We start from the raw sequence: 6,451 nt of genomic DNA, 5'->3' as shown, positions 1-6,451 counted from the left end.
CCGATCGTAGCTCGTTCCCGGTGCTTCGTGCCGGGCTTTCGCGGCATATCCTCGCTCGCTGCGCTCGCTGCGCTCGCTGCGGTATTCCACGGTCCCGGCACTGCGCCCCTCCCACTCGCCATCGATCTCTCCGCCGGAAAGGCAACAAAAACTGTTGACGCAGGGGAGTGATCAGGATGCGGGTATTCATCATCGACACCAGAAACATGGGCCCGGAACTGCAGGGCGGACTCATCGGGGTGGTCGGCTCGCCCAACCCGACAGCAGAGGAGAAGAGGGAGTGCGTGGAAATGGTGAGCCGGTACGCGGTTGACGGGTGGGCGATCGCGGCGGACCCGCTAACTCCGATCGGGCAGCTCGCGGCGCACACTGCAGAGACGGCATCCGTGCCATTCCTCGCGCTCAACCGGTTGGCTCAGCGGAGAGTCGCCGTTGTCGCTCTTACGAATGCCACGCCGCGGGCCGCCGAGCTGCGCCAGCCGAGGGACCGAAATCTGGGTTAGCGATCAAGTTGGTCTAGGAAGAACTACCTCACGAGATGGTTCGCCGTGCGCAGACTCGCGGGTCGGCGAACTGAGCCGGCTCCGCGCCGACGGCGCCGGTGATCGTGAACGTCGCGCTCTCCCCGGGGAGCAGCGTGACAAGCGCATCGTCGGCCACTGCCTCCGGGTCGATCTTGTCGACTAGCAGGGTGACGTCGCGGGCCAAGTGCTTCGCCTGAACGGTCACGTGCCACCCGTAGCGCGTCGGCGCGGCGTCGACGGCGAGCTCCGGGTCGTGGAGGTCGGAGTCGCGGTACTCGGTGTTGCCATCCCTGTACCTCCTCGCCCTCGATCATAGGAGGCCGATACGACAGAGCACCGAGATGACATGGCCGATAAATCGTCACGTGCTCCATACACTCCACGTCATTCAGGGTCGATCTCCGAAGACGCGAGTTGCTTCAGTCGGCAGCACGTCCTCGAGGTGCGTAACCTGCCAGCCGGTTGTGGCGAGGAGGACGTCACCTAGTGCTGCCGGATCGTCGCCCCGCCACGCGACATGTTGGTCGGGTCGCACAAGTATGGCGTGGCTTGGCCCCAAGTCATGGAGCAAATTCACTTCGAGGATCTGCAGAGGTATTCGGTAGGCCGCTGACAGAGCAGCCGCCTCCTGTGCGAATCGAGCTGCCGCTGGCCCTGCCGGATCGACCAGCAGGGTGAAGTCGGAGCCGAGCCGGTCGTAGAGGGAGCGCCCGTCGGGCAGCCAAACGTGTGGCAGGAGCGAGCCAGCGCTCGATGATGGCGTGTATTGAATGGGGTCTTCGATAGGCGGCGGCGCCCCATCGTTGACGACGATCGGCGAGTCAGCATAGTGGTAGCCCAGGACGAGCCCGAGCGATGAGAACTCGGAGGTTTTGACTTTGAGTGCGTCGGCAGTAGCGTGTCGCGCGGCTTCGCCTCGCACGGAGCCCTCTGCGAGCAGGGGATCGGCGAAGTCGTATGCGAGGGATGATCCATTTGCGGCTGCATCGCGAATAGTTCGGGCCGCGACGGGTCGACGCTCCGCTTCGTAGCTCGAAAGGAGGCCGGGGCCGGCCCAACTGCCGAATGACGCCGCGAGCTTCCACGCCAGATTCGCCGCATCACCAATGCAGGTATTGAATCCGTGGCCGCCCCAGGGCGGGTTGAGATGAGCGGCGTCGCCGACGAGAAAGACACGGCCCCCACCATAGGAGGACGCGAGCAGCATCCGTGCGGTCCACATATCGGCGGCGACTGTATCAACCTCGATAGGTGCCCCGATAAGGCCTTGGACAAGGGAGACGGGATCGGGATCCGCATCAGTGTCGATCCCTTGTATGATCGCCCACCAGGTCAGGTCCAGGTCGAACCTGCCGACCATTCCCGATGACTCCGGGTTGAGCACCCAATATTGTATTGCCGGGTCGAGGGCCACGATGTCGGCGAGTTGCTCCGAGCGAAAGAGGACATTGAGGTTCTGCCTTGATTCGGAGCTTCCCTCGAGCGCGATACCGAGCGTGGTTCGCACGAGCGAACCGCTGCCATCGGCACCGACGATGTAGTCGCATTGGATCCAGTGGGACTGTCCGTTTTCGTCAACGATCAATACGCGTGGGCGCGAGGGTTCGAGGTCGAGCTCGACCGCACGCGCCCCGAGAAGAAGCGTGGCCTCCTCTACCTCGTCAAGTGCTTCGCGCAAAACATTCTCGACGACGGGTTGCGGCACCTGCTGACCTGCCTCCGGCTGCGGGTCGTACCGTCCTCGCACGACTTGGAAGGCGTTGTGGAAGCGTGAGACCTCATGGCCTACCAGGCTCGAGCAAAAGATGACGTCCTCGGAGTACTCGGCTGAGAGCGGGGCCGCATCTCGGAGCCGGTCCGCGAGGCCAAGGCGGCGTAGAAAGGTCATGGTGCGCGCATTGGCGGTCTTCGCGCGCGGTCGGGTGACGTCGACCTCGACGCGCGGCTCGACGACGATACTACGGATGCCTCGCGAGGCGAGATCGAGCGACAGGTAAAGTCCACTGGGGCCACCGCCAACGATGACGACGGGTATTTGGCGGGGGACTGCCGGCGGGTCTCGGACGTAGATGGGAGCAACCTCCGGCCCATCGTGGCGCACAGGGTCGCCGCTCGGGGTCACGAGGGCTCCAATGCGGCTGGAGCTGCACCTTCACAAGAAGCGAAGACTCGACCAGCCTCGCTCGGTATCCCTTGTGGGACGCGCACGTCTGCCGTCACGCGGGGGGTGGTCCAGCGGGTGGGGGGGTCGATCGTGACGATTTTCATCGGAAACCTAACGACGGAATCGACCGTCGCGGCGTCTCACGCGGGTCGCGGCGGTGCGAGTCAGGCAGTCAATAGCAGTGTCAACTCTGGCGGTCGCGTGACCGCTCGAAGTAGGAATATGCCATTGAATGGAAAGTTTGCCTAGGTTGCGTAGCCGAGGCCGCGTGAGATCGACCGAGCGGTCGCTCGCACGACGGGAGTGTAAGTGTGCGGCGAAGCCCCACCATCCGTGACGAGCACAGAGACCGCCGCCACCACGGCTCCGCTCCCATCGCGGATCGGTGCGGCCACCGACACAGTCTTTGACGGCCTCGAGCGGCGGATGACGGCGTAACCCGTGCGCGCCACCTCTCCAAGTGTCCGTCGCAGCGCGGCAGCAGAGACCTGGTCCACCCCTTCCTCGATCTCTTCGGGCGCCGCTAACAACTGTTCCTGTACGGCAGCCCCGGCTCCCGCCAACAGAACCAAGCCGACCGCGGTTGACCGCAAGGGCACGCGTCCGCCGACACGGTACGCAACCTGCGGGGCCGACCGGGAGGACAGCCGCTCGATCAAGACCGCCTGGGCGCCGTCTCTGACTGCGAGAAGCACGTGCTGGCGCGTTACATCGTGCAGGTCCCCGAGATACGGGAGGGCGATCTCACGCACACCATGACCGCGAGGAGCAAGAGACGCAACTTCCCAGAGGCGCACTCCGACTATGTACCTGCCGTCGTCGGTACGCTCGAGCGCTCCCCACGCGACGAGTCGGTCCGCCAAGCGCAGCGTCGTTGAGATGGGCATCCCGGAGTGGCGAGCGAGATCGGACAAAGTCAGCGAGCGTCGGCGATCTGAGAACACTCCGAGCAACGACAGGGCGCGGTCGATCACCGGCTCGCTGTGTGGTGGCTTCTTGCCCCGCACGCGCGGAGTTGCCGGGACATCGGGTGTCTCACTCACCGAACCAGTGTGCACCCGAAAACAGTGGTTCGCCATTCAATGGAAAGGTGTTGGACCATGATTGCGTCAGGTTGTCACGATTCAACGACTAGCGCCGGCGCTGTGGCCGGCCACGAAGCAAAGGTGCCCGTGACATGAAGACATCCGCTCGGCCCGGACGAATGGGCCGTTCTCTCGCCGCAGTGCTCGGCCTCGTCATGACGGTCGCTCTCACTGCCTGCAGTGGTGGCACCGGCTCGTCAGCCACCAACACCCTGACGTTCGGAATCAGCGCCGACAACGCGCCCAATGGGTACGACCCCATGCTGTACGCCGCCGGCCAGTCAACATTCTTTAGCGGCCTCTACGACTCCCTTTTCACCACGGACAAGGATGGTGTCGCGCAGCCCAGCCTCGTCTCCAGCTTCACCACAAGCCCGGACAACAAGACCTTGACGCTGACGCTTCGGACAGGCGTGACGTTCACCGACGGCTCGAAGCTCGACTCCGCGGTGGTGAAGGCGAACCTCGACCGCAGGACTGACAAGTCCCTCGTCGCGTACGGAGCCCTCGCCACCGGCGGTGCGGCCGAAATCAGCCAGGTGGCGACACCCGACAACAAGACGGTAGTGATCACCTGGGCACAGCCTCAGGCCACCGGGCAGAACAATCTTATGGACGAGACCGGCATGATCGTCGGACCCCACGGTATTGCCGATGTGGCTGGGCTCAAGACCAACCCGGACGGTTCGGGACCCTATTCGCTCGACACGGCGAAAACCACGAAGAGCGCCACTTACACATTCAGCAAGAGTACGAAGTCTTGGCATGCCTCCGCCTATCCGTTCTCTGCCGTGGTCTTCAAAGTCATCACGAACCCGCAGGCGCTCGCCAACGCGGTGGTCTCCGGCCAGGTCGACGTCGCGGGGCAGCTGGACAGTTCCACGGTTTCGCTGGTTCAGTCACGTCAGAAGGTGGCGCAAGATGGCGGCACGATCATGGGATTCCCGGTCGCGGACAAGCTCGGGCTGACCAATAAGGCCTTCGCCAGCACCCTCGTACGCCAGGCGCTGAACTACGGAACGGACCGCGCCACCCTCGTAAAGGATCTGCATCCGACTGCCAAGGCGACCGCACAGTTGTTTCCGGTAGAAGCAAAGGGGTACGACGCCGCGATCAACACGAAGTACGCGTACGATCCGGCGAAAGCGAAGGCGCTGCTCGCACAAGCGGGCTATCCGAACGGCTTCAGCATCGACCTCGCTGTGCTGGGCCAGCCGTCGGATGACGAGATCGCTGTGCAGAAGCAGTGGCAGAAGATCGGCGTGACGATGAACTTCAAGTCGGTGACTTCTACCGACGCTGCGTTCGCGGCCGTACGGACCCAGCCGTTGCTTTTCGGCCCGTTCGGTGTCGGTGCCAACCCGGCCGGCTTCATCGCCGGTGTCGTCTACGGCGGGTTCATGAACCTTCAGAAGGCGACCGATCCCGCCATCGAGCAGCCGTTGGGCGCCGCGCTTGGTACCACTGGAGCCGCTCAGGACGTAGCCCTGAAGGCGCTGAATGCGGCGATCACCGACCAGGGCTGGTACATCCCTCTCTACGAGAGCTACATCTCCTACGGCTACAACCCCAGCAAGGTGGCGGCGCCCGTCTACTCGGGCACCAACGGGTATCTTCTGCTCTCGAGTCTGAAGCCAGCAAAGTAACGCGCTCCTCAGCCGAGAAGCTAAGCAGAATCAAAGGAAGCAGATCATGGTCTTCTACATCGGGCGCCGGTTGGCATTCGCGCTAATCACCGTGTTCGCTGCCGTGCTGATCAGCTTCCTGCTCGTGCACGCCGCCCCGGGAAGCCCCGGGGCGGTCGTGCTGGGGCCGAGCGGCACTCCGGCCGAGATCGCGGCGAAGAACCATGAGCTCGGCTGGGACCAGCCGCTTGTCATTCAATTCTTTAAGTACGTGGGCGGCCTGTTTCGGGGTGACCTCGGCACCTCCCTCATCGACGGGCACTCGATTGCGGCGGACATGGCTACCCGGCTACCCGTCACCACGGCGATCGCGTTGTTTGCAACGATCTTCTCGGGGGCCTTCGGCATCGTCCTCGGGGTCACTGCCGCCGTCCGCCAAGGATGGCTGAGCCGTCTGGTCAACTCCGGCAGCGCCGTCATGATCTCGCTGCCAGCCTTTTGGGTGGGGATCTTGCTCGTCTACTTCTTCTCTATCCAACTGAATCTCCTGCCGGCGACCGGGTATGTCTCCTTCGCAGATGACCCCTTGGGCTGGGCGAAGAGCCTTGTTCTCCCCGTGCTTACTCTCACTCTCGGCGGCGCGGCGATCGTCGCCCGAACGGCGTGCGCCGGAATGCAGGCGGCGCTACGACAGGAACATATGCGCACTCTGCGCGCACTTGGCACCGCTCCCTGGCGAATCCGCTACATCCACGCGCTCCGCCTCGCCAGCCTCCCAGTCGTCTCGGTCCTGGGTATCCAGTTCATTGCGCTCTTCGGCGGGTCGGTAATCATCGAGACCCTCTTCGCTCTGCCGGGGATCGGCCAGGCCAGCCAGGCGGCAGTCTCCTCGCACGACTTCCCCGCGCTGATCGCCGTCGTCATCGCTGCGACCGTAGTCGTGGTCATCGTCAATCTGCTGCTCGACCTCGCCGTGGCAGCCCTCGACCCGAAGTTGAGAACAGCATGAGTGTCCTACCTCTTGAACCGTCGCCCGTTGAGACGGCGGAGGCA

Annotated in this window: 5 protein-coding genes; 2 read left to right on the top strand and 3 right to left on the bottom strand. The window is 63.9% G+C overall.

Annotated elements, in window-relative coordinates:
- Positions 1–531: 531 nt before the first annotated feature.
- From ABCS02_RS19465 to ABCS02_RS19455, 3 genes are all read right to left on the bottom strand, one after another.
- Entirely contained in the window at positions 532–729 is a 198-nt protein-coding gene (locus ABCS02_RS19465; RefSeq protein ID WP_345837314.1) for a hypothetical protein, read from the bottom strand.
- A 183-nt stretch (positions 730–912) separates the two neighbouring features.
- Positions 913–2,646 carry an FAD-dependent monooxygenase gene (locus ABCS02_RS19460; RefSeq protein ID WP_345837313.1) on the bottom strand — a complete coding sequence of 578 codons (1,734 nt, stop codon included), beginning with the start codon at positions 2,644–2,646 and terminating at the stop codon, positions 913–915.
- Between the two features lie 287 nt (positions 2,647–2,933).
- On the bottom strand, positions 2,934–3,731 hold the full coding sequence (locus ABCS02_RS19455) for an IclR family transcriptional regulator (RefSeq protein ID WP_345837312.1): 798 nt from the start codon (positions 3,729–3,731) through the stop codon (positions 2,934–2,936).
- A gap of 134 nt (positions 3,732–3,865) precedes the next feature.
- On the opposite strand from ABCS02_RS19455, the gene ABCS02_RS19450 reads away from it, so the two are divergent.
- A complete protein-coding gene (locus ABCS02_RS19450; RefSeq protein ID WP_345837311.1) occupies positions 3,866–5,419 on the top strand; it encodes an ABC transporter substrate-binding protein in 1,554 nt (517 codons plus the stop codon).
- Positions 5,420–5,465: 46 nt separating this feature from the next.
- Positions 5,466–6,407, top strand: coding sequence for an ABC transporter permease (locus tag ABCS02_RS19445; RefSeq protein ID WP_345837310.1), 942 nt, complete (start codon positions 5,466–5,468; stop codon positions 6,405–6,407).
- The last annotated feature ends 44 nt before the right edge of the window (positions 6,408–6,451 follow it).

The organism is Microbacterium sp. X-17 (assembly GCF_039615055.1).
This window is presented reverse-complemented; position numbering and strand designations above follow the sequence as displayed.

Excerpts from the sequence above, each read along its gene's own strand:
- ABCS02_RS19450 (WP_345837311.1), top strand. The coding sequence starts at position 3,866 with ATGAAGACATCCGCTCGGCCCGGACGAATGGGCCGTTCTCTCGCCGCA.
- ABCS02_RS19445 (WP_345837310.1), top strand. The coding sequence starts at position 5,466 with ATGGTCTTCTACATCGGGCGCCGGTTGGCATTCGCGCTAATCACCGTG.